At 68.5% G+C, this 20,177-nt stretch carries 20 protein-coding genes, 1 pseudogene and 1 riboswitch; of the genes and pseudogenes, 12 read left to right on the top strand and 9 right to left on the bottom strand.

The window, feature by feature from the left end; all coding sequences use genetic code 11:
* The first annotated feature begins 228 nt into the window (after nt 1–228).
* The 10 genes and pseudogenes from minC (at nt 229) to AC1DVI_RS22525 (ending at nt 10,226) form a co-directional block, all read left to right on the top strand.
* Nucleotides 229–990 carry a septum site-determining protein MinC gene (minC, locus tag AC1DVI_RS22480; protein WP_211111781.1) on the top strand — a complete coding sequence of 254 codons (762 nt, stop codon included), beginning with the start codon at nt 229–231 and terminating at the stop codon, nt 988–990.
* A gap of 141 nt (nt 991–1,131) precedes the next feature.
* A complete protein-coding gene (minD, locus tag AC1DVI_RS22485) occupies nt 1,132–1,947 on the top strand; it encodes a septum site-determining protein MinD (RefSeq protein ID WP_109068620.1) in 816 nt (271 codons plus the stop codon).
* Nucleotides 1,944–2,342 (top strand): cell division topological specificity factor MinE, encoded by a 399-nt coding sequence (gene minE, locus AC1DVI_RS22490; protein ID WP_454019000.1) that lies wholly within the window; start codon nt 1,944–1,946, stop codon nt 2,340–2,342. Before minD ends, minE begins: the two co-directional genes overlap by 4 nt.
* Before the next feature lie 241 nt (nt 2,343–2,583).
* Nucleotides 2,584–3,975 carry a CRTAC1 family protein gene (locus AC1DVI_RS22495; RefSeq protein WP_476959857.1) on the top strand — a complete coding sequence of 464 codons (1,392 nt, stop codon included), beginning with the start codon at nt 2,584–2,586 and terminating at the stop codon, nt 3,973–3,975.
* A 233-nt stretch (nt 3,976–4,208) separates the two neighbouring features.
* A complete protein-coding gene (locus tag AC1DVI_RS22500) occupies nt 4,209–4,757 on the top strand; it encodes a PAS domain-containing protein (protein WP_094305923.1) in 549 nt (182 codons plus the stop codon).
* A gap of 793 nt (nt 4,758–5,550) precedes the next feature.
* A pseudogene (locus tag AC1DVI_RS22505) lies at nt 5,551–6,042 on the top strand (methyl-accepting chemotaxis protein); the annotation flags it as partial.
* A gap of 432 nt (nt 6,043–6,474) precedes the next feature.
* Nucleotides 6,475–7,581, top strand: coding sequence for a methyl-accepting chemotaxis protein (locus AC1DVI_RS22510; protein ID WP_476959858.1), 1,107 nt, complete (start codon nt 6,475–6,477; stop codon nt 7,579–7,581).
* A 79-nt stretch (nt 7,582–7,660) separates the two neighbouring features.
* A complete protein-coding gene (gene dgcA, locus AC1DVI_RS22515; RefSeq protein ID WP_476959859.1) occupies nt 7,661–8,659 on the top strand; it encodes an N-acetyl-D-Glu racemase DgcA in 999 nt (332 codons plus the stop codon).
* Entirely contained in the window at nt 8,656–9,027 is a 372-nt protein-coding gene (locus AC1DVI_RS22520; RefSeq protein WP_476959860.1) for a cupin domain-containing protein, read from the top strand. Before dgcA ends, AC1DVI_RS22520 begins: the two co-directional genes overlap by 4 nt.
* On the top strand, nt 9,024–10,226 hold the full coding sequence (locus tag AC1DVI_RS22525) for an aminotransferase class V-fold PLP-dependent enzyme (protein ID WP_476959861.1): 1,203 nt from the start codon (nt 9,024–9,026) through the stop codon (nt 10,224–10,226). The genes AC1DVI_RS22520 and AC1DVI_RS22525 overlap by 4 nt, the downstream gene beginning before the upstream one ends.
* Nucleotides 10,227–10,229: 3 nt before the next feature.
* Here AC1DVI_RS22525 and AC1DVI_RS22530 read toward each other — a convergent pair whose 3' ends face one another.
* Together AC1DVI_RS22530 and AC1DVI_RS22535 are read right to left on the bottom strand one after the other, a co-directional pair.
* Nucleotides 10,230–11,414 carry a glycosyltransferase family 4 protein gene (locus AC1DVI_RS22530; RefSeq protein WP_476959862.1) on the bottom strand — a complete coding sequence of 395 codons (1,185 nt, stop codon included), beginning with the start codon at nt 11,412–11,414 and terminating at the stop codon, nt 10,230–10,232.
* A gap of 142 nt (nt 11,415–11,556) precedes the next feature.
* Nucleotides 11,557–11,958, bottom strand: a complete 402-nt coding sequence (locus tag AC1DVI_RS22535) for a 4a-hydroxytetrahydrobiopterin dehydratase (RefSeq protein ID WP_476959863.1) — start codon at nt 11,956–11,958, stop codon at nt 11,557–11,559.
* Nucleotides 11,959–12,058: 100 nt separating this feature from the next.
* Here AC1DVI_RS22535 and AC1DVI_RS22540 point away from each other — a divergent pair, with 100 nt between their 5' ends.
* On the top strand, nt 12,059–12,652 hold the full coding sequence (locus AC1DVI_RS22540; protein ID WP_476959864.1) for a uracil-DNA glycosylase: 594 nt from the start codon (nt 12,059–12,061) through the stop codon (nt 12,650–12,652).
* A 6-nt stretch (nt 12,653–12,658) separates the two neighbouring features.
* On the opposite strand, the gene AC1DVI_RS22545 is transcribed toward AC1DVI_RS22540, so the two are convergent.
* From AC1DVI_RS22545 to AC1DVI_RS22575, 7 genes are all read right to left on the bottom strand, one after another.
* The gene (locus AC1DVI_RS22545) at nt 12,659–13,648 is read right to left on the bottom strand and encodes a glucokinase (protein WP_476959865.1); all 990 of its coding nucleotides are present in this window, start codon (nt 13,646–13,648) and stop codon (nt 12,659–12,661) included.
* Between the two features lie 10 nt (nt 13,649–13,658).
* On the bottom strand, nt 13,659–15,056 hold the full coding sequence (gene otsA, locus AC1DVI_RS22550; RefSeq protein ID WP_149166685.1) for an alpha,alpha-trehalose-phosphate synthase (UDP-forming): 1,398 nt from the start codon (nt 15,054–15,056) through the stop codon (nt 13,659–13,661).
* A 629-nt stretch (nt 15,057–15,685) separates the two neighbouring features.
* A complete protein-coding gene (gene eno / locus AC1DVI_RS22555; protein WP_476959866.1) occupies nt 15,686–16,972 on the bottom strand; it encodes a phosphopyruvate hydratase in 1,287 nt (428 codons plus the stop codon).
* Between the two features lie 42 nt (nt 16,973–17,014).
* Nucleotides 17,015–17,380, bottom strand: coding sequence for a DUF190 domain-containing protein (locus AC1DVI_RS22560; RefSeq protein WP_476959867.1), 366 nt, complete (start codon nt 17,378–17,380; stop codon nt 17,015–17,017).
* Nucleotides 17,381–17,383: 3 nt separating this feature from the next.
* Entirely contained in the window at nt 17,384–17,779 is a 396-nt protein-coding gene (gene crcB / locus AC1DVI_RS22565; protein ID WP_476959958.1) for a fluoride efflux transporter CrcB, read from the bottom strand.
* Nucleotides 17,779–18,405 carry a hypothetical protein gene (locus AC1DVI_RS22570; protein WP_476959868.1) on the bottom strand — a complete coding sequence of 209 codons (627 nt, stop codon included), beginning with the start codon at nt 18,403–18,405 and terminating at the stop codon, nt 17,779–17,781. Before AC1DVI_RS22570 ends, crcB begins: the two co-directional genes overlap by 1 nt.
* Before the next feature lie 98 nt (nt 18,406–18,503).
* On the bottom strand, nt 18,504–19,694 hold the full coding sequence (locus AC1DVI_RS22575; protein ID WP_476959869.1) for an MFS transporter: 1,191 nt from the start codon (nt 19,692–19,694) through the stop codon (nt 18,504–18,506).
* 77 nt (nt 19,695–19,771) lie between these two features.
* Nucleotides 19,772–19,833: riboswitch (Fluoride riboswitch) on the bottom strand.
* A 35-nt stretch (nt 19,834–19,868) separates the two neighbouring features.
* Here AC1DVI_RS22575 and AC1DVI_RS22580 point away from each other — a divergent pair.
* Nucleotides 19,869–20,165 (top strand): hypothetical protein, encoded by a 297-nt coding sequence (locus tag AC1DVI_RS22580; protein ID WP_476959870.1) that lies wholly within the window; start codon nt 19,869–19,871, stop codon nt 20,163–20,165.
* The last annotated feature ends 12 nt before the right edge of the window (nt 20,166–20,177 follow it).

Here is a 20,177-nt window from a genome sequence, read left to right on the forward strand (position 1 = left end):
GTGAGACCTTCCGCCGACGCAACACATGGACCTCCAGCCCGGACGGGGACGCCCTGTTCCGGCCCGTGGCGCGTGTGTCCGGCGGTTGTCACTCCTTCGGCGCCGGGAAAGGCTTGAACGGATGGGGTCCGCGCCGCTAGAACCCGGGTGGTTGACCCTTCCGCCCTGGTGCCTGGCCGATGGCCCCAGACATGCGGACGACGCGGATTCGGCAGGAACACAAGCAGGATGGCAGCGGTGAGCAGCGCCAGGCAGGGTGCCGATCGGGACGGTCCGTTCCAGTTGCGGGGCAATTCCTTCACCATGATGGTGCTGAAGGTGAATGATCCGGCGTCGCCGGACTTCTTCACACAGCTCGCCGTCAAGGTGCGGCAGGCGCCCAACTTTTTCCGGAACGCCCCCGTCGTCCTCGACTTCGAGGAATTGACGGAGGACACCCCGCGTTTCGACATCGCCGCTCTGGTGACCAACCTGCGCGCGCTGTACCTGCTGCCGGTCGGCTTCCGGGGCGGTCCACGCCCCGTCCATGAGGGGGCGCTCGCCGCCGGGCTGACCCCGATGCCTGCCGGGCGTGCCGCCAAGCTGGAGTCCGCGGCACCCCCCGCCGCCGACCCGCAGGCCGGCGCCGCCCCGATCCCGGCCCCGCCGCCCGAACCGATCTACCGCCCGGCGCTGCTGGTGACCGAGCCGGTGCGTTCCGGCCAGCAGATCTACGCCGAGAAGACGGATCTGGTCATCACCGCCCCGGTGTCCCCCGGCGCGGAGGTGGTGGCCGACGGCAACATCCACGTTTACGGCGCGCTGCGCGGCCGGGCGCTGGCCGGCGTGTCCGGCGACACCAACGCGCGCATCTTCTGCCACAGCCTGGAGGCCGAGGTCGTCTCGGTGGCCGGGCTGTACCGCGTCAGCGAGGATTTCGGGAACGACGTGCTGAAGAAGCCGGTGCAGATCTTCCTGCGCGACGGCTATCTTCACATGGAGCCCCAATGATGACGCTTTTGAGCGCTTTCTGTCGAACGGCCCTCTGTGCGAGGACGGTGTCACGCAAAGCGTGCCCGGCACAGGCCCCGATCTGCGTAACCCGGTAACCGGACCTTGGCGGCAACATTTAGGAACGTGGGAGAAGCTCCGTTGGGCAAGATCATCGTCATGACTTCCGGCAAGGGCGGCGTCGGCAAGACGACCTCCTCCGCCGCTTTCGCGACCGGACTCGCCTTGCGCGGCTTCAAGACGGTCGTCATCGATTTCGACGTCGGGCTGCGCAACCTCGACCTCATCATGGGCTGCGAGCGGCGCGTGGTGTTCGATTTCATCAACGTCATCAACGGTGAAGCGAAGCTGAGCCAGGCGCTGATCAAGGACAAGCGCATCGACAACCTGTCGATTCTGCCGACCTCGCAGACCCGCGACAAGGACGCCCTGACCCGCGAAGGCGTGGAGAAGGTTCTGAACGAACTCTCCAAGGACTTTGACTACATCGTCTGCGACAGCCCGGCGGGCATCGAGCGGGGCGCCCTGATGGCGCTGTACTTCGCCGACCACGCGGTGATCGTGACCAACCCGGAAGTCTCCTCGGTGCGCGACAGCGACCGCATCCTCGGCGTGCTGGCCTCCCGCTCGCGCCGGGCGGAGCAGGGGCTTGAGCCGGTGACCCAGCAGCTTCTCCTCACCCGCTACGACCCGGAGCGGGTGGAGCGGGGCGAGATGCTGAAGGTCGACGACGTGCTGGAGATCCTGGCGATCCCGCTGCTCGGCGTGATCCCGGAGAGCCAGGCCGTGCTGCGCGCCTCCAACGTCGGCATGCCGGTCATCCTCGACGAGGCGTCCAACGCCGGCCAGGCCTATCTGGACGCGGTCTCCCGCTTCCTGGGCGAGGACGTCGAGCACCGCTTCGTCACGCCGCAGAAGAAGGGTCTGTTCAGCCGCCTCCTCCGGAGGTCCGCATGAGCATCTTCAGCTTTTTCCGGTCCGCCCCGCGCGCGTCGGCGGTCCAGGCCAAGGAGCGTCTCCAGATCGTCATGGCGCATGAGCGCGCCGGGCGGACCGGGCCGGACTATCTGCCGATGCTCCAGCAGGAGCTTCTGGCGGTCATCGCCAAATACATCGACATCGACCAGAACAAGGTCGAGGTCAAGCTGGACCGCGGCGGCGACTGCTCGACCCTGGAGCTGAACATCGAGCTGCCGGCCCGCGAGGCGGCCGCCAAGGCTCTGAAGGAAAGCGCCAAGCTGGCGGTGGCCGGAAATCGTCCGGTGGCGGCCAAGGACGGCGACGAGTCCGATGCGGTCAAGCTGGCCGCCGGCGGCTCCCTGACCAACGGCGGCGTCAAGAAGCGCCGCTGACCGTCCCGTGCGCCCGGTGAACCGATCCCGCCGCAGCCGGCCCGCTGCGGCGGGATTTTTCATGCCCTTCGGGAGGCCTGCCGCGCGGTCATAGGCCGCAGTTCCCCGGCGGGCTGGACTTCCGTGCGGGTTTACCTCCGCCGTTCGAAGAGGTATCAACGGATTGGAGCCCGTCAGGGACCGGCCCTCGCGGGCCAAACCCTCACCGGGCGGCGTTGCGGCAGTGAGGGAGTGGCGGCCGATGTTCTTCGAATGCTCGCGGCTGATCGACGGCAACCAGCCGCGCCTGTCCAATGGCATCACCGTGGCCGACGTCGACGGTGACGGGGCATTCGAACTGGTGGTCACGGGCTACGCCACCAACAACCTCGTCCTCAAATGGGACGGCTCCCGGCTGGTGGACATCGCCGGGCCGCTGCTGGCCGACGCCTCGGGCTGCGCGGTCGCCATCGCCGCCGCCGACGTGGACGGCGACGGGCGCGAGGAGCTGTATGTCCTGAACTCCGACCGGGCGAGCGGGCCGAAGGAGATGGGCGACCGGCTGTTCGCCTGTTTCGGCAAGCACTGGCTCGACCTGCTGGCCCAGCCGGAGAACGCCGGCATGGCGAACCGCGTCGCCGGGCGGTCGGTGGTCGCCATGGACCGCCACGGCCATGGCCGCTACGGCTTCGTCGTGGCGGCGGACGGCGGTCCTTTCCGCCTGTTCGAGCTGAGCCGGCGCGGGCGGCTGGAGGACGCGGCGGAGGACGCGGGCATCGACCTGATCGGCGCCGGGCGCGGGCTGCTCGCCTTGCCGTTCCTGTCCGACCGCGTCGACCTGTTCGCCTGCAATGAGGGCGGGCCGAACTTCCTGTTCCGCAACCTGGGAGACGGCACCTACGAGGAAATCGCCGAGGAGCGGGGGGTTGCCGATTCGCGCTTTGCGGGGCGGGCGGTGGCCGCGGTGGACGGGCCGGGCTATGGCGGGTTCGGGCTGCTGGTCGGCGCCTGGGAGGGACCGCAGCGCCTGTTCGTCCAGCGCTCCGGCGGCGGCTTCGTGGACGAGGCCGATCCCGAGATGTCCTTCCCAGGCCGGGTGTCCAGCGTGATCGCCGCCGATTTCGACAACGACGGCTATGAGGAACTGTTCTTCAACCTGCACGGCGAACCCAACCGCCTGTTCGGCTGGCGCGATGAGCGCTGGCAGGCCATCGATCTCGGCGACGCGCAGGAGCCCAAGGGGTTGGGGACCGGGGCCGCTGTGGCCGACATCGACGGCGACGGGCGGCTGGAACTCCTTGTCGCGCACGGCAATGGAGTAGGCGGCGGGCATGGCGGCGGATCGCCGCAGCCCCTGTCGCTGTACCGCACGGCGGCGAACCACAACGGGTGGCTGCGCGTGCTGCCGCTGACCCCCTACGGCGCGCCGGCCCGCGGCGCCGTGGTCACCTGCACGGCCGACGGGCGGCGGCAGGTGCGGTCCGTCTGCGCCGGGTCGGGCTATCTCTGCCAGATGGAGCCGGTGGCCCATTTCGGGCTGGGCACCGCCCGCGCGGTGGAGCGGCTGGAGGTGCGCTGGCCGGACGGCATGACGGCCATCGTCGAGAACCCGCCCATCGGCCGGCAACTGACCGTTCCCTATCCGCCGGAGTGAGGCGAGGCACAATCTTGCGTCCGGTCAACGGTTGAGCGATGTCGGGCGGACGGTTGAGCTGAATCATATTTCCGTCCGGCAACAAATTTAATCTTTTGTATAACCTGCATGGTCTTTATTTTGCGGCGTCCGCCAGTGCCCGATGGGAACGCGCGGATGGGGAGATGTACGCCCTGTAACCGACCGCGAACCAATAAGGGGGCGCCGGGCTCTCGGCCCGCGACCGCAGGCACATGGCACACAGCGCTGTTCTCAGTCCCGGCCCCCGCGACCGGACGCTGACCGGGGTCGAGCGGTTCTTCGACGCCGACGAGGTCATCGTTTCCAAGACCGACCTGAAGGGCCGTATTACCTACGCCAACCGCGTGTTCCAGCGTGTCGCCGGCTACAGCGAGGCGGAGCTGATGGGCGCCCCTCACTCCATCGTCCGCCATCCGGACATGCCGCGCTGCGTGTTCAAGCTGCTGTGGGACACGCTGGGGGCGGGGCAGGAGATCTTCGCCTACGTCGTGAACCGGGCGCGCAACGGCGACCATTACTGGGTCTTCGCCCACGTCACCCCCAGCTATGACGTCAACGGTCGGCTCGTCGGCTACCACTCCTCGCGCCGGGTGCCGGACCGCGGCGCGATCGATAAGGTGGTGCCGCTCTACCGCACGCTTCTGGACATTGAAAACCGCCACGAAGACCGCAAGCAGGGCATGAACGAGGCCTTCGCCACCGTTGTCGGGCTGCTGACGGAGAAGGGGATCGGGTATGACGAATTCGTCTTCTCTCTCTAAGGCGTTCGCGCTGGGGGCGGTCGCCGGGCTGCTCGTCGCAGCGCTGTTGGTGACCGATTCGCTGGACGTCGGCGGCGCGCCGCTGCGCATCGCGATCGGGGCCGCCGCGCTGGCCGCGCTGGTCGGCGTCATGCTGTGCATGGTGCGCGCCCGCGCCGCGGTGGGGCAGGCGGTGGCCGTCTGTCAGGCGGTGTCGCGCGGCGACTTCGAGGCGCGGGTCGTCAACGTGCGGGAGAAGGGCGACCTCGGCGAGCTGATGCACGCCCTGAACGACTCGATCGACCGCACCGACGCTTTCATCCGCGAGGCCACGGCCTCGATGAGCTACGTGTCGGCCAACAAGTATTTCCGGCGGATCGTGCTGAAGGGCATGCAGGGCAATTTCCTGCACGCGTCGCGCACCATCAACACCGCCACCGACGCCATCGCCGGCAAGGTGAAGGGCTTCGCCGGGGTCACCGACCGCTTCGAGACGCAGATCCGCGCGGTGTGCGAGCAGGTCTCCGGCACCGCCCATCAGCTGGAGATGTCAGCCCGCACCATGGAAACCGACGCCCAGACCGCCACCGGCAAGGCGTCCTCGGTCGCCGCCGCGGCGTCGCAGACCGGCTCCTCGGTCGGCAGCGTCGCCGTGGCGACGGAGGAGCTGTCGGCGTCCATCCGGGAGATCGCCCGGCAGGTGGAGGAGGTCGCCAAGGTCGCCGCCAACGCCGCGGGCGAGGCCGAGCGCTCCAACGCGCTGATCGCCGAGCTGTCGGGAGCCGCCAAGACGGTGGGCGAAGTGGTCACCCTCATCAACGACATCGCCAGCCAGACCAACCTGCTGGCGTTGAACGCCACCATCGAGGCCGCAAGGGCCGGGGAGGCCGGCAAGGGCTTCGCCGTGGTGGCCCAGGAGGTCAAGCGGCTGGCCGACCAGACGGCCAAGGCCACCGGCGACATCGCCGGGCAGATCGCCGGCATCCAGTCCTCCACCGACGTGGCGGTCGCCTCCATCGTCGGCATCGGCCACACCATCCAGGACATCAACCAGATCGCCGGCGGCATCGCCGCGGGCATCGGGCAACAGGGTTCGGCGATCCGCTCGATCGTCAGCAACATGGATCAGGCCGCCGCCGGCACCCGCGCCGTCACGGTGGACATCCAGGACGTCACCACCGCCGCCGAACGCACCAGCGGCACCGCCCACGAGGTGTTCGCCGCGTCGGAGCGGATGAGTGTCCAGGCCGACCGCCTGACCCGCGAGGTTCAGCTTTTCCTCGACGAGATGCACAAGGTCGCCTGACGCGATCTTGTGCGATCCGCCGCTTGTTTGTCCCGGATTTTGCACTTGCTTATACGGTGGGCATTGATCAGCCGCTGGGCGTTTGCTTGTATGCTGAGCAGCGCCGGAGCGCCGGACGGGGGTCGTGCGACCTTTTGCCTCATTTTTTAGGAGAAACCGGTGCTTTTGTTGCGGCGCACGCGATGCGCGGGGTGCGGCGCAGCGAGGACGGTGCCGCGTGTGATTGTTCGGACTCCAATATGACGCCGAATTCATCACAATTTCGAAACTGACATCTCAGAAACGTTGAGGCCGAACCCGGGGCGCCGCCCGCAAACGCAGGCGTTCCGCGGCTTTGCGCGTCCCGATGGTTCCGAAAGGGCATTTGGCACAGCGTTTGATGGTTGGACGTCTAAAAAAGATATCCCACCCAAACTCACAGAGGTGTTCGGGATGAGTGTGGCCGGAAACGAACTGTTCGAGCTTTCCCGAGGCGTCCTGGACGTCGCCTCGCGGAAGGTGTCTTTGATCGAAGACATCACCCGCCGCACCAAGATGCTGGCGATGAACGCCTTGATCGAGGCGTCGCGGGCCGGCGACGCCGGGCGCGGGTTCGCGGTTGTCGCGAACGAGGTTTCCGAGATTTCCAAGCAGGTGAACACCATCACCAAGGAGCTGCGGTCGGAGATCGTCTCGCGCGTCGACCACCTGACCACCACCGGCAGCGCCATGGTGCAGGAGATGCACGGGCGGCGTCTGGCCGACCTGTCGCTGAACATGATCGAGATCATCGACCGGAACCTGTACGAGCGGTCCTGCGACGTGCGCTGGTGGGCGACCGACAGCGCGGTGGTGGACTGCGCCGCCGACCCGACCGAGGTGAACCGCCAGCACGCCTCCCATCGGCTGAGCGTTATCCTGGAATCCTACACCGTCTATCTCGACCTGTGGATCGCCGACTTGAAGGGGGAGGTGATCGCCACCGGCCGTCCCGGCCGCTACCCCGGCGCCCAGGGCGCCCGCGTGGGGGACGAGGGGTGGTTCCGCCAGGCGCTGGCCACGCGCAACGGCGGCGAGTTCACGGTGGGCGACGTGGCGCGCAACGGCCGCCTGGAGGACCGGGTGGTCGCCACCTACGCCACCGCGATCCGGCGCGGCGGAGAGACGGACGGCGATCCGATCGGCGTGCTGGGCATCTTCTTCGACTGGGAGCCGCAGGCCTCCGCCGTCGTCCAGGGCGTCCGGCTGGAGGATGAGGAGCGCTCCCGCTCGCGCTGCCTTCTGCTCGACGCGCGGCACCGGGTGATCGCCTCGTCCGACGGGCGCGGCATCCTCAGCGAGACCGTCCAACTCCGCCGCAGCGGGGAGAGCATGGGCCATTACGCCGACGCCGCCGGGCGCACCTACGGCTACGCCCTGACGCCGGGTTATGAAACCTACAAGGGGTTGGGCTGGTATGGGGTGATCGTGCAGGACCCGGACCCGCGCCAGCAACAGGCGCCCACAACCGCCGGTATGAATGGGCGCGTGGGAATGAACGGGGCCGGGCTCCACGGGTAAGGCTGGCATTCCGACCCTGCTCTGGTCATCGCGGCGGGTTTGCTTACACTTCGGGTCCGCCGCGTTGCTGGAGAGTTTCATGTCGTCCACCGCCCGCCGTCTTTACGTCCGCCGCGATACCTTCCCCATCGCGGGGACCTTCCGCATATCGCGCGGCGCCAAGACCGAGGCCGAGGTCGTGGTCGCCGAGGTGGTCGAATCCTGCAAGCGGGGCCGCGGGGAGTGCGTGCCCTACGCCCGCTACGGGGAATCGCTGGACGAAACCGTCAAGACGCTGGAGTCCCTGGCCGGGGCGGTGGCGGACGGGCTCGACCGCGAGCGGCTGCGCACCCTCCTGCTGCCGGGGGCCGCGCGCAACGCGCTGGATTGCGCGCTGTGGGACCTGGAGGCCAAACAGGCGGGCAAACCGGCTTGGCGGCTCGCCGGCTTGCCCGACGCGCCGAAGAAGCTGACCACCTGCTACACGCTGAGCGTGGACGAGCCCGCGGCGATGGCCGCCTCCGCCAAGGCGCGGGCGGCGGACCATCCGCTGCTGAAGATGAAGCTGACCGGGGAGGGCGACCTCGATCGCGTGCGTGCGGTGCGCGAGGCCGCCCCGGCCACCCGTCTGATCGTCGACGCCAACGAGGCCTGGACGCTGGAGATGCTCCACCGCTTCGCCCCGGTGCTGGCCGAACTGGGGGTGGAGCTGATCGAGCAGCCGCTGCCCGCCGGCGAGGACGAGGTGCTGCGCGGGATCGACTGCCCGGTGGCGCTGGGCGCCGACGAGTCCTGCCACGGGCTGGACTCGCTCGACCGGCTGAAGGGCATCTACCGGGTGGTGAACATCAAGCTGGACAAGACCGGCGGCCTGACCGAGGCGCTGCTGCTGAAGCAGGCGGCGCAGGAGTCCGGCTTCGACATCATGGTCGGCTGCATGGTCGCCACCTCGCTGGCCATGGCGCCGGCCGTCCTGCTGGCCCAGGGCGCGCGCTACGTCGATCTCGACGGGCCGCTGCTGCTGGCCGAGGACCGCACGCCGGCCCTGCATTACGACGGCGGCACGCTGTGCCCCCCCGCCCCCGAATTGTGGGGATGAACGTCCCGGCCGGCAATCTGCTGGGGGGGCTGCCGTCTGGTTCCTTACCGGACGAGCTTTTCACAACATTGACGGAAACGGCATCGTCCGGGACGGTGCGCATTGAGCGCATCCTGTCCACCGGTCAGGCATCGCCGGACGGCTTCTGGTACGATCAGGGCTGGGACGAGTTCGTGCTCGTCGTCCAGGGCGCCGCCCGCTTGCAGATCGAGGGTGAGGCGGAACGCGCGCTCGGCCCCGGCGACTGGCTGATGATTCCCGCCCGGCGGCGCCACCGTGTGGCCTGGACCGATCCCGGCGTTCCGACCGTCTGGCTGGCCGTCCACATCGGCGAACCGGATGGGTTGACTGAAGGAATGGACGAATGACCATCGACGTCGCGCGCGCCCGCGCGGAGACTCCGGGGACCCGGCACGTCGCCCACTTCAACAACGCCGGGGCTGCCCTGGCGCCTCAGCCGGTGCTGGACGCCGTGACCGCGCATCTGGCGCTGGAGTCCACCATCGGCGGCTACGAGGCGGCGGAGCGGGCCGACGACCGGCTGGAGGGCGTCTACGACTCCGTGGCCCGCCTGCTCGCCTGCTCGCGCGAGGAGGTGGCGCTGACGGAAAGCGCGACGGCGGCCTGGGGCATGGCCTTCAACGCGCTGGCCGCCCTGCCGGGGGAAGGCTTCCGGCCCGGCGACCGCATCCTGACGGCACGCGCCGAATACGCTGCCAACCTGATCCCCTTCCTGCAAGCCTCGCGTCGCACCGGCGCGGTGGTCGAGGTGATCCCCAGCGACGAGACCGGCCAGACCTCCGTCGCGGCGCTGGAAGCGATGATCGGGGAGCCGGGAAAGGGGCCGGTCCGGCTGATCGCCATCACCCACATTCCGACCAACGGCGGGCTGGTCAACCCGGCGGCCGCCATCGGGCGGGTGGCGCGGCGGCACGGCATCCCCTATCTGCTCGACGCCTGCCAGACGGTGGGCCAGATGCCGGTGGACGTCGAGGAACTGGGCTGCGACTTCCTGTCGGCGACCGGGCGCAAGTTCCTGCGCGCGCCGCGGGGCACCGGCTTCCTCTATGTCCGCAAGGACTGGCTCGACCGCATCGAGCCGCACACGCTGGACCACAGCGGCGCCGCCCTGACCGGGCCGGACCGCTACGCGATGCGCCCCGACGCCCGCCGCTTCGAGTTGTGGGAGAGCAACGTTGCCGCCCGGCTCGGGCTGGGGGTGGCGGTGGACTACGCGCTGTCCTGGGGGATGGAAGCGATCCGCGACCGCGCCTTCGCTCTGGCCGACACGCTGCGGCACGGTCTGGCAGGACTTCCCGGAGTGACGGTGCGCGATCTCGGGGCGGAACGCTGCGCCATCGTCACCTTTACGGTGGGCGGCCATGAGCCGCGGGCCATCAAATCCGCTCTGCGCAGCCAGGGGATCAATCTGTCGGTGTCCTCCGCGCCCTCGACCCCCTTCGACATGGAGGCGCGCGGCCTGACCGAGGTCGTCCGCGCCTCCTCCCACTATTACAACGACGAGGCGGAGGTGGAGCGGCTGCTGGCGGCGGTGAAGGCGCTGTAGGCGTTACAGCACCGACTCGACGACCTCCGCCACCCCGTCCGCGTAGCGGTCCCAGGTCAGCCCGGCCAGGAAGGCGGCGCCCGCCCGCCCGATGGCCACGGCGCGGGTGCGATCGGCCCACAGCCCTTCCAGCGCCGCGACGATCTCCTCCACGTCGCTCTCGCCCCAGCCCTCGGTGCCGAAGTCGGTCCGGACGGTGCCCTGCCGGGTCAGCGGGATGCAGCGGTCCGCCGCGATCAGGTCGAGATGCCCGGTGTTGGCCGACAGGATGGCGGGCACGCCGCAGGCCATGCACTCCATGGCGACGAGGTTGGTCCCGCCCTCGCCGCGGTTGGGGAACAGGCCGACGTCGACCTCGCGCAGGATGCGGGCCATGTCGGCGTTGGGCACCGGGCCGAGGTCCATCACCTGATCGGCGCGCAGCCCATTGGCGATGGCCCAGCCGGCTCCGTCGAACTGCCCGTTCTCGTGGAAACGGACGGGCGCCACGGCGGGGTTGGCCTCCAGCGAGCGGGCGCTTTCCGGCCAGGGGTTGTGCCACGCCGTGAGCAGCAGCGCCTCCGGATGGCGCTCGGCGAAGGCGCGGAAGCCGAGCAGGGCGAGGTCCTGCCCCTTGCGGAACTCCGGCTTGCCGCCGGAGAAGACGACGAAGCGGTCCTTGAACCAGCCGACCCTGGGCGCCGGATGGAAATGGGTGGGATCGACGCCCTGCAGCACTGTCCGCACCCGCCCGATGCCGGCGCCGGTCAGCACCCGCTCGACGAAGCTGGACCCGGCGACGATGGCCGCGCATTGCTCCGCCCGCGCCCGGCCCTCCGCGTCTATGGCGCTGTCCTCCAGATAGCAGACGCCGACGGTGGCACGGCCCGTCAGGGTCACGCCTTCCGCCGACCGGCTGCCGACGAGGTTGTTGCCGAGCCCGCGCAGCACCGGCACCGACACCCCGACCTCCTGCCCGGCGTGGGGGGCGATCTGCCGGCAGAGCGCTTCGGACTCGCGGACGAAGCCGGCCATGCGCCGCCATTCCAGCGGGGACAGCGCGATGTCTTCCAGCCGCAGCGGCAGCGAGCAGACCGGCACCAGCCGCCCGCTGCGCGTCCAGCTCAGCGCCAGCTGCAGCCCGTTGACGCCCCAGCCGCTGTAGCTGGACAGGCCCCATTGGATGACGGCGGGCTGGGCGGTGGGCATGGTTCGTCCTTCGGGCTGATTTTCCCTCGCCCCTCCGGGGAGAGGGGGATGCGCTTGGGCCGGACGTACCGCCACGCGCACCCCCCTCACCCTAACCCTCTCCCCGGAGGGGAGAGGGGAAAAAGTTGAGGAAAGGGCGAAATCAACCATGCCGCGCGGTGGGGGAGACGTCGCCCATGGACTCCGACACCGGGGCGTAGGGTTCGTCCATCAGCCCTTCGACCTTGGCAGCCATGATGAAGTCGTTCTCGTGCAGGCCCTTGATCTTGTGCGTCCAGAAGGTGACGGTGCAATGGCCCCAGCCGTAGAGGATCTCGGCGTGGTGGCCCTCCGCCTCGCACAGGTCGCCGACGCGCATCGCGAAATGCTGGGCCTCGCGGAAGTTGGAAAAGCGGTAGTCGCGCTCCAGCCGGTCGGGGTCCGGCCTGATCGACCAGCCGGGCACCTGCACCAGATAGTTTTCCGCCATGGCGCGGTCCATCGGGGGAATGCCGCCGCGGCAGGGTTCGCAGCTCTTTCCTGCCAGCTCCTGGTGTGTCGCCATTTTGTGTTCTCCTGTGTTGTTCGTTTTGATCCCTGTTTCGAACAATGCTGGGGCCGAAGCATCCCAGCGGCAAGTCTCACGGCAAGCAACGGGAGTGCACATGACGGACCTGCCCTTCGCCGACTACCAGCAGCCCACGCAGACCGCCGCCGGGCCGCGCCTCGCCATCGTGGGGGAGGCGCCGGGGGCGGAGGAGGCGCGGCGCGGCGTGCCCTTCGTCGGGCGCAGCGGCCAGCTCCTCGACGAGACGCTGAAGGCGGCGGGGGTGGACCGGGCCGAATGCCTCGTCGCCAACGTCTTCCGTTACCAGCCGCCAGGCAACAAGGTGGGCCATTTCTTCGCCTCGCGCACCCGCGCCAGGAAGGAGGGGCGGGCGCTGGACGAGCGCTGGGGGCCGTTCGGCACCTCCGACTGGGTGCTGGCGGAGTTCTCCGGCGAGATCGAGCGTCTGCAGCGGACGCTGGAGGGCTTCGCCCCCCGCGTGATCGTCGCGCTCGGCCGCACGCCGCTGTGGGCGCTGACCGGGCTGAACGGCATCATGCAGTTGCGCGGCACGGTCCAGCCCTGCCGCCTCGTGCCGGGGGCGGAGGTGGTGGCGACCTTCCACCCCAGCTACATCCTGCGCGGCCAGCTCGCCGAACAGCCCACATTCCTGGCCGACCTGAAGCTGGCCGCGTCGCGGCTGACCGCCTGAGCGCCGTTACGCCCGCTCGGCGGCCTCTGCCAGACCGAGGAAGGCGGGAAGCTCGTGAATGATGACGTAGGTCGGGATGGGCGCCAGAAAGTCGCGCATCCGGCCCTTCTCCATGAAGCGCTTGCGAAAGCGGGAGTGCGTGAACAGGGTGCCCAGCTTCGGCACGATGCCGCCCGCGATGTAGATGCCGCCGCGCGCGCCCAGCGTCAGCGCGAGGTTGCCCGCCACGGTGCCGAGCATCGCGCAGAACATCTCCACCGCCTCCACGCAATGCGGGTTGGTGTTGGCGGTTGCCGCGTCCGACACCTGGGCCGGGGTGAAGGATTCCGGCTCCTGGTGGTCGAGGACGCACAGCGCCTGATAGAGGTTGACCAGCCCCGGCCCGGACAGCACCCGCTCCGCCGAGACATGGTCGAAGCTCTTGCGGAGCTGGGCGAGGACGGCGCTCTCGCGGTCGCTGACCGGCGCCATGGTGACGTGGCCGCCCTCCGCGGCCAGCGCGGTCCAGCCCTCGGCGCCGGGCACCAGCCCCGACACGCCCAGCCCGCTGCCCGGCCCGATCACGCCGACGACGCGGCCCGGTACCGGCGCTCCCTCGCCCACTTGGCGCACATCGGCGGCGGTGAGGCGGGGCACCGACAGGGCGACGGCGGTGAAGTCGTTGATGACGGCCAGCCGTTCCAGCCCCAGCTGGCCGCGCACCTCGGCCGTGGAGAAGGACCAGCCGCGGTTGGTCATCAGCACCGCGTCGCCGGTCACCGGGCCGGCGATGGCGAAGGCGCCGCGGCTGGGCCGGGCGTCGTGCGCCACGCCGCCCAGATAGGCGAGAGCCGCCGCCTCCAGCGACGGGAAGTCGGCGCAGCGCAGCACGCGCGACCCGTGGATGCCCGTGCCGTCGATCAGGCCGAAGCGGGCGTTGGTGGCGCCGATGTCAGCGACCAGGGTGACGGGGCCGGAAGCGGCGGTGCGGTCTGTGATGGTGTGGTCTGCGGTCATGCAATCAGTTTCACCCGTACGGCGCGCGCGTCAAGGCATCGACGTAGCTTTCCCGCCACCAGCCGATGTCGTGGCTGCGCAGGATGCGCATCATCGCGGCGTGGCGCTCCTTGCGCTCGGGCAGGGACATGGTCAGGGCGCGCTGGAGGGCGTCGGCCACCGCCTCGATGTCGAAGGGGTTGACGATCAGCGCCGAATCGAGTTCCCGCGCCGCGCCGGCGAAGGTGGACAGCACCAGCACGCCGGGATCGTCGGCGTCCTGGCAGGCCACATACTCCTTGGCGACGAGGTTCATGCCGTCGCGCAGCGGGGTGACCAGCCCGACATGGGCGGTGCGGTAGAAGCCGGCCAGCACGCGCCGCCCGAAGCTCTTGTTCAGGTAACGGATCGGCACCCAGTCGAACTCGGCGAAGCGCCCGTTGATGCGGCCCGACAGCTCCGACAGCTCGCGCTTGATGGCGATGTATTCGGGCACGTCCTCCCGGCTCGGCGGCGCCACCTGGAGGAAGGAGACGCGGTTGCAATGCTCCGGATAGGCCGCCAGGAGCTGTTCGAAGGCCTGGAAGCGCTGCGGCAGGCCCTTCGAGTAGTCCAGCCGGTCCACCCCGATGATCAGCCGCCGCCCGACGAGGCTTTCCTTCAGCCGCTGGGTGTGGCGGGAGCGGGCGGCGATCTCGGCGATGCCCACCAGATTTTCGGTGTCGATGCTGATGGGAAAGGCGCGGGCCAGCAGCGTGCGTCCGAAGGCATGGATCAGCATGCCGCCCTCGGGGCCGCGGTCCTCCACCTCGCCGTCCAGCTCCTGGCGGATGTAGTCGGCGAAGCTGCGCAGGTCCACCTGGGTGTGGAAGCCGACAAGGTCGTAGGCGCAGAGCTCCCGGATCAGCTCCCGATGGTTCGGCAGCGCCACCAGGATCTCCGGCGCGGGAAAGGGGGTGTGCAGGAAGAAGCCCATGCGCTGGGTGCAGCCGCGCTGGCGCAACTCCTCGCCGAAGGGGATCAGGTGGTAGTCGTGGACCCACACCATGTCGTCGGGGCGCAGCAGCGGGACCAGCTTCTCCGCGAAATAGCCGTTGACCCTCTTGTAGCCCTCGCGCGTGCGGCGGCTGACCTCGATCAGGCCGACGCGGTAGTGGAACAGCGGCCATAGGGTCTGGTTGGCGAAGCCGTTGTAATATTCCTCGAAGTCGCGGCGGCTGAGGTCGAGCGTCGCGTAGGTCAGGCGCCCGACGTCGGTGCGCCGGGGTTCGCTCTGCGATTCCTCCTCGACCACCGTGCCGCTCCAGCCGAACCAGATGCCTCCGGTCTTCTTCAGCGCGGCGAGCACCGCCACGGCGAGGCCCCCGGCGGCCTGTTTGCCTTCATCGATGGGGGCGACGCGGTTGGATACGACGACCAGTCTGCTCACGTGGGTGGTTCTCCGGTACCGGACGGCCGCGTTGAAAGACGACCGAATGGCGCGTGGCGGGGCGCACCCCGGGACGCGCAGGGACGAAACGACCGTGTCGAGGGTTGGTTCCCTATTGGTCGAATGGGTTATGCCGAAGGACCGGGGTGGGTTGGCGGACGCGCCGCCAGCCCCAGATTGTGCGGAAGCAGAGCCGGGATTCTGTGTGCAATGCAGCATAAACGGCTGTTTGCGCCGCGCCGGAGTTTTGTCTTAACTTTGGTTAAGCCATTGAATGACATGAAAAAACATTTTCCCTCTTGATCCCTGAGCGGGGCTTCGTCATATTGTGCAGTGCGGCATCGATCGTGTCTGCGATGCGGGCGATGCCGTAACGCACTTCTTGGGCGTTTCCTCCCTAGACTCGGGCCGCCGGTTTCCGGCGGCCCTTTTTTTATAAAAATCAGAGGTTTCCGCATATTAGAAAACCCAGATTGTATCCGGATGGTATGCTGGTCTTGTGTACCGTCCAGATGGGCGTCGATGGGGTGAACGACAACCGCCTTCGGGTGACCGTCTTTGCGGCACAACTCTTCCCTGCAAGCTGAAGCACACGGAAGCCTCCGCAGGCGGCATCGTCTCCAGGCCGATCATCGCTCGCCAGGAAATGGATTCTCGAAGCGTGCGGCAGCACCGAGTTCCCGCTCGATCTCCAGCAGGCGGTTGTATTTGGCGATCCGTTCGCTCCGCGATGCCGAGCCGGACTTGATCTGGCCGCCGCCCATCGCGACGGCGAAGTCGGCCATGAAGGTGTCCTCGGTCTCGCCGGACCGGTGTGAGATGACGTACCGCCAACCGGCCTGCCGGCACAGGTCGATGGCGTCGATGGTCTCGGTCACCGTGCCGATCTGATTCAGCTTGATCAGCACCGCGTTGGCCGACCTCTCGGTGATGCCCCGCCGGATGAAGCGGGTGTTGGTGACGAAGATGTCGTCGCCGACGATCTGCACCGCATCGCCCAGAGCGGCGGTTTGCTCCCGGAATCCCTCCCAATCATCCTCGGCGAGGCCGTCCTCCAGCGACACGATGGGGTACTTGGCGATCCATTCCTTGAACAGGGCCGTCATGTCGGCACTGGACTTCCGCCCCTGGCCCGACTTCGCCAGATCGTAACCGCCGTCCGCCCGAAACGAACTGGCCGCCGGGTCTAGGGCGATGGCCACGTCCTGGCCGGGCTTCAACCCGGCTGCCTGGATCGCCTCCACGATGAGGTCGCACGCCTCGTCGTTGCTCTTGAGATCGGGGGCGAAGCCGCCTTCGTCCCCGACGCCCGTGGCATAGCCCCGCTGGTGCAGGATGGACTTGAGGGCATGGAAGGTCTCCGCCCCGTACCGCAGGGCCTCGGCGAAGCTCGGAGCCCCGACCGGCATCGCCATGAACTCCTGGAAATCCAAGCTGTTCTCGGCGTGCTTGCCGCCGTTCAGGATGTTCATCATCGGCACCGGCAGCCGCCGGGCTCCCGGACCCCCGAGGTAGGCGTAGAGCGGCAGCCCGGCCGCCATGGCCGCGGCCCGTGCCACCGCCATGGAGACGCCAAGGATGGCGTTGGCTCCGAGGTCGGCCTTGTTCGGGGTGCCATCCAGGTCGATCATCAGGCGGTCGATCTCGGCCTGCCGGGTGGGATCGAGGCCTATCAGGCTGGGGGCGATCCGCTCTTCGACGGCCGCGACCGCCTTCAAGACCCCTTTTCCGCCGAACCGGGCCTTGTCGCCATCCCGAAGCTCGACGGCCTCGTTCTCGCCGGTCGAAGCCCCGGACGGTACGGATGCCGACACGGCGATCCCGGAGGCCAGGGCGACGTGGACACGCACGGTCGGGTTCCCGCGGCTGTCCAGGATCTCCTGGGCATGCACGGCGGCGATGCTGCGATTCGTCATCGGTGTCTTCCTTCTTGGGTGAGCCTTGCTGTGGGAATGGGATCAACCGACGGAAGGTCCTGGACCGTCACCCGGCTCCGGTGACCCGTACCGCAGCACCCGGACCCGTTCGAGGGTGACGGTGCCGGTTTCCATCATCTGGTCGAGCACCGGCAGGAAGGCGTTGATACGCTCCTCGTCGTCGATGATCTCGACGATCAGCGGCAGGTCCTGCGAGAGGTCGAGGATCTTGCTGGTGTGGATGTGGCTGTCGTGGCCGTACCCGATGACCCCGCGGAGCACCGTGGCCCCCCGCAGCCCCAACTCGCGGGCTTTCAGGACCACCGCTTCGTAGAAGGGCTTGCCGCCGCATTTGTCCTGCTCGCTGGTGTGGACACGGAGCAGCACCGCATCGTGGAGAGTCCGCATGGCCTAGGCTCCCTTGAGTTGGTTCAGGCTGGCCGCGGCGACGTGCCCGAGCCAGACGAAGATCATGCACAGCACAACCGACAGGACGACGTTCCATCCGGCCTGAAGCCACTCGCCGTCCTGCATCAGGCTGAGGGTCTGAAGGCTGAAGGAGGAGAAGGTCGTGAAACCGCCGCAGATGCCGACCATCACGAAGGTGCGGGCGTCCGACGGCACCATCAACCGGCCGTCCGGGCCGGTCAGCGTGGCGGTGAAGCCGATGATGAAGGAGCCGACGACGTTCACCACCAGGGTGCCCCACGGGAAGGTCTGCCCGAACGCGGCGGCGATCATCCCGGAGCATGCGAAGCGGAACACGCTTCCCATGGCACCGCCGAGTGCGACCCACAGGTAGGTGATCATGGTTCTCCTCCGGCCGTCTGCCAGAGCGTATCGGTGACCGATGCCCGGTCGCGACCCGTCTGCCCCCACCAGGAGAACGCGATGTCGTTGGCGACGTAGAGGGCCGTATCGGCGACCGCGACCGAGGCGGCGAAGGCGGCCGATCTCGCGATCTCCACGCCCCCCACCAGATTGTTGACGGCAAAACTTCGGAGGGTGCTGGCGACCCGGTAGCTCGCCGCTTTGGTGGCGAGAACCTGTGGATCGTCGGTTTCGGTGGAGCCCGGTGCCAGCCACTCCCACGCCAGTTCGTGGCCGACATAGACGGCGGTCGCCGTGGTCAGGCTGATGGCGAAGATGGGCGGGCCGCTGACGCCCGAACCGCCGTAGAAGGCCAGGAACAGGGCGGCCTCCCCGGTACTGGACAGGGTTTCGAACGTGACGGCCTTGGCGAGAATCCGCCCAAGTCCGGCCGGGAACGCATCGTCACCGGCCGCCGGGGCCGGCTCCTCAAACCCGACCTCCTGCATCACGACGACCGGAGCATCCCCCGTGACGTCCACATACGGCGTGGCGGCCCTTGCACCGGGCGGGGACACCACGAGCGTGAAGCCGGCCAGCAACGGCCCTGCGAACCGAAGCACGGAAAACACCTCCAACCTTCCCTCCATGACCTGTTCGTTCCGTCGCGGGTGATGCACGCCGTTGGGGAGCACGGGGCTCCGGTCAAACCCAATGCTCCTCATGTCGGCCTCGTCAGGCGAAGGAAGACCGGGATGGCCGCGGCCTGAAGGGCGACGGACACGCCAACGACCCACGCAACGCCCGTGTGATCGTAGAGAATGCCGAGCAGGACCGAGCCGCCGAACCACGCGACGCCATAGGTGCTGTTCATGATGCCGTAGGCCGTTCCGCGTCGCTCCCGCGGGGCCATGGTGGCGACCACCGCCCGCATCACCGACTCCTGGGCTCCCATGCCGACACCCCAGCAGACCATGCCGACCGCCGCCCACCAGAACCCGCCGAGGAAGGCCAGAGGTGCGGCAAGCAGGGACAGCAGCGTCGCCGGGATCATGCTGCGGACGCCGATCCGGTCGAACAGCCACCCGAGACAAAGGGCGGCGACGGCGTCGGCGGCCATCGCGATGGCGTAAAGCACCGGGATGAGCGGGGCTTCGACGGCACCCGTCCGTCCCCAATGGAACGCCACCAGGGCGAAATCGACGTAACCGGCGGCGATGCAGGCGACGGCCGTCATGTAGGTCCAGAATCCGGTCCCGAATCCACCTGTCGCCAGAGGCGGCGGGCCGAGGTCGAAATCCCGCGGGTTGGGGAACTGCACACGGGCCACCAGCAACAAGGCGATGGCCAACGCCGCCGGGATGGCCAGCAGGGCGTAGGCCGTCTGATAGCCGTGGCCGTGGAAGAGGATCAGGCTCAGCATCAGGGGGCCGAGGACGGCCCCGGCTTGATCCAGGGCCTCATGGAGACCGAATCCCCAGCCGAGACCGGTCTGCGAGCAGGCATGGGACAGCATGGCATCGCGGGCCGGCGAACGGATCGCCCGTCCCATCCGCTCGGCGACGATGAGGACGACGGCAACCGGCCAGTGTCCAGCCAGGGCAAGCAGCGGTACCGCCACGAGGTTCAACAGGTAACCCGTGATGGTGATCGGCCAATACCGCCCCGCCCGGTCGCTGAGCCATCCGGAGCCGAGCCGTATGGCATGGCCGATGAACTCGCCGAATCCGGACGCGATGCCGACCACCGTTGCTCCGGCACCGAGAGCCGCAAGATACGGTCCGTTCAGGCTGCGGGCACCCTCGTAGGTCATGTCACCCAGCATGCTGACCAAGCCGAGCAGCACGATGAAAGCCAGGGCGTGCCGACGGGTCAGCATCGGGGCAAGGGGGGCGTCGGTGCTTGCGACCATGCAGATCCCTCCAGTGGTGGCGGACGGAGCTACGCATGGACGCGGGGCGGGGTTCAGACAGAGTCCCACTGCGGACATACGCAGCAGGAGTCATCAGCCCTCACAGGCGGTTTCGGGGGACCCCATCCCCATCGCAGGTTAGGATACGCACATCAACCGGGAAATCAACCGCCGATGGACCGGATGAACAGGATTTCAGGGAACACGGACATGCCGCAACCGCAAACCGATCTTGAAGCCATCCGCCGTCATGCCCAGTGGGCGAGACGCCACGCCACGATCTGGGTGATGATCGCTCTGGGCCTCTTTGTCGCTGCCTTCTTCCTGCTGGACGATGCCGGTGTGACGGAAACCAGCCGCACATCATTCCTCGTCATTCTCGCCACCCTGCTCATCATCAACACCATCTGGCAGGCGGCGGGAGCCCTCGCCGCCCGCGTCGAGGCCATCGTCCGTGACCGGGATGACTGACCCACCCGGTCA

It is taken from the genome of Azospirillum sp. P4_B5 (assembly GCF_056402275.1).